At 57.8% G+C, this 3,172-nt stretch carries 1 rRNA gene; it reads left to right on the forward strand.

Going from position 1 to position 3,172, the window contains the following annotated elements:
• Positions 1–53 precede the first annotated feature (53 nt).
• Positions 54–3,172: ribosomal RNA gene (locus tag PKE99_RS37070) — 23S ribosomal RNA — on the forward strand.

The raw sequence follows: 3,172 nt of genomic DNA on the forward strand, positions 1-3,172 counted from the left end.
CGGGGTGTGGTTGTGTGTTGAGTGTTGCATAGTGGATGCGAGCATCTTGTTGTGGTCAAGTGTGTAAGGGCACATGGTGGATGCCTGGGCATCAGGAGCCGATGAAGGACGTGGGAGGCCGCGATAGTCCTCGGGGAGTTGTCAACCGAGCTGTGATCCGAGGGTGTCCGAATGGGGAAACCCAGCGCCCGTCATGGGGCGTTACCAGCATCTGAATTCATAGGGTGTTGGGGGGAACGTGGGGAAGTGAAACATCTCAGTACCCACAGGAAGAGAAAACAACCGTGATTCCGTGAGTAGTGGCGAGCGAAAGCGGAGGAGGCTAAACCGTGTTCGTGTGATACCCGGCAGGGGTTGCGGATGCGGTGTCGTGGGTTGTGGTCGTCGGGGTTCTGCCGGATCCCGGATTGTGTGGTTGTGTGTTAGTGGAAGACTTCTGGAAAGGGTCGCCGTAGTGGGTGAGAGCCCCGTACGCGAAAACGCGCAGCGCATGATGGACTGTATACCCGAGTAGCAGCGAGCTCGTGGAATTTGCTGTGAATTTGGCGGGACCACCCGTTAAGCCTAAATACTTCCTGGTGACCGATAGCGGACGAGTACCGTGAGGGAAAGGTGAAAAGTACCCCGGGAGGGGAGTGAAATAGTACCTGAAACCGTGTGCCTACAAGCCGTCAGAGCCTTCTTGTGGGGTGATGGCGTGCCTTTTGAAGAATGAGCCTGCGAGTTATGCTTCGTGGCGAGGTTAACCCGTGTGGGGTAGCCGTAGCGAAAGCGAGTCTGAAGAGGGCGTTTGAGTCGCGGGGTGTAGACCCGAAGCGGAGTGATCTACCCATGGCCAGGGTGAAGCGTCGGTAAGACGTCGTGGAGGCCCGAACCCACCAGGGTTGAAAACCTGGGGGATGAGCTGTGGGTAGGGGTGAAAGGCCAATCAAACTCCGTGATAGCTGGTTCTCCCCGAAATGCATTTAGGTGCAGCGTCGCGTGGTGGGTACCGGAGGTAGAGCACTGGATGGCCTAGGGGGCCGACAAGCTTACTGAAGTCAGCCAAACTCCGAATGCCGGTACTGTTAGCGCGGCAGTGAGACTGCGGGGGATAAGCTTCGTAGTCGAGAGGGAAACAGCCCAGATCACCGGCTAAGGCCCCTAAGCGTGCGCTAAGTGGGAAAGGATGTGGGATCGCCGAGACAACCAGGAGGTTGGCTTAGAAGCAGCCACCCTTGAAAGAGTGCGTAATAGCTCACTGGTCAAGTGGTCCTGCGCCGACAATGTAGCGGGGCTCAAGCGCACCGCCGAAGCCGTGGCAATGACACATTCATCCGCTTCCAGTGTGAGCTGGTGGTGTAGTGGTGTTGTTGGGTAGGGGAGCGTCGTGCATCCGGTGAAGCCGCCGAGTGATCGAGTGGTGGAGGGTGTGCGAGTGAGAATGCAGGCATGAGTAGCGAATGCAGAGTGAGAATCTCTGCCGCCGGATGACCAAGGGTTCCTGGGCCAGGTTGTTCCGCCCAGGGTGAGCCGGGACCTAAGGCGAGGCCGACAGGCGTAGTCGATGGATAACGGGTTGATATTCCCGTGCTCGTGATAGTGCGTCCATGCCGAGGCTGTTGATGCTAACCATCCGAACCCGCCTCTGAGTCCTTCGGGACGAGGGGGAGTGGGGGAGCGTGGGGTCCGATTCGGTAGTAGGCAAGCGATGGGGTGACGCAGGAGGGTAGCCTCGCCACGCGGTGGTTGTCGTGGTGTAAGCCTGTAGCCCGACTCCCAGGTAAATCCGGGGGTCATACAAGGGTGAGAGGTGATGCGTAGCCGATTGAGGCGAAGTAGGGTGATCCCATGCTGTCGAGAAAAGCCTCTAGTGAGTGCTGTTGCGGCCCGTACCCTAAACCGACACAGGTGGTCAGGTAGAGAATACCGAGGCGATCGAGTGAACTCTGGTTAAGGAACTCGGCAAAATACCTCCGTAACTTCGGGAGAAGGAGGGCCGGTGGCCTTGAAGCCCCTTGCGGGCTAGGGGCGGCCGGTCGCAGAGACCAGGCCCAAGCGACTGTTTACTAAAAACACAGGTCCGTGCGAAGTCGCAAGACGAGGTATACGGACTGACGCCTGCCCGGTGCTGGAACGTTAAGAGGACCTGTTAGCCCTTCGGGGCGAAGCGGAGAATTTAAGCGCCAGTAAACGGCGGTGGTAACTATAACCATCCTAAGGTAGCGAAATTCCTTGTCGGGTAAGTTCCGACCTGCACGAATGGCGTAACGACTTGGGCGCTGTCTCGACCAGAGACTCGGCGAAATTGCACTACGAGTAAAGATGCTCGTTACGCGCGGCAGGACGGAAAGACCCCGGGACCTTTACTACAGCTTGGTATTGGTGCTCGGTTCGGCTTGTGTAGGATAGGTGGGAGACTGTGAAGCGGTCACGCTAGTGGTTGTGGAGTCGTTGTTGAAATACCACTCTGGTCGAATTGGGTGTCTGAACCTCGGGCCATGATCTGGTTCAGGGACAGTGCCTGGTGGGTAGTTTAACTGGGGCGGTTGCCTCCTAAAGGGTAACGGAGGCGCCCAAAGGTTCCCTCAGCCTGGTTGGCAATCAGGTGTTGAGTGTAAGTGCACAAGGGAGCTTGACTGTGAGACTGACGGGTCGAGCAGGGACGAAAGTCGGGACTAGTGATCCGGCACCTCCTGGTGGAAGGGGTGTCGCTCAACGGATAAAAGGTACCCCGGGGATAACAGGCTGATCTTGCCCAAGAGTCCATATCGACGGCATGGTTTGGCACCTCGATGTCGGCTCGTCGCATCCTGGGGCTGGAGTAGGTCCCAAGGGTTGGGCTGTTCGCCCATTAAAGCGGTACGCGAGCTGGGTTTAGAACGTCGTGAGACAGTTCGGTCCCTATCCGCCGCGCGCGTAGGAGACTTGCGGAAGGCTGTCCCTAGTACGAGAGGACCGGGACGGACGAACCTCTGGTGTGCCAGTTGTACCGCCAGGTGCATGGCTGGTTGGCTATGTTCGGAAGGGATAACCGCTGAAGGCATCTAAGCGGGAAGCTCGTTCCAAGATGAGGTCTCCCACCACCTTTGCGTGGGTAAGGCTCCCAGTAGACGACTGGGTTGATAGGCCAGAGATGGAAGCCCTGTGAGGGGTGGAGTTGACTGGTACTAATAGGCCGAGGGCTTGCCAC

Source organism: Pseudonocardia halophobica (assembly GCF_027922425.1).
In the GTDB taxonomy this organism is placed as follows: domain Bacteria; phylum Actinomycetota; class Actinomycetes; order Mycobacteriales; family Pseudonocardiaceae; genus Pseudonocardia; species Pseudonocardia halophobica.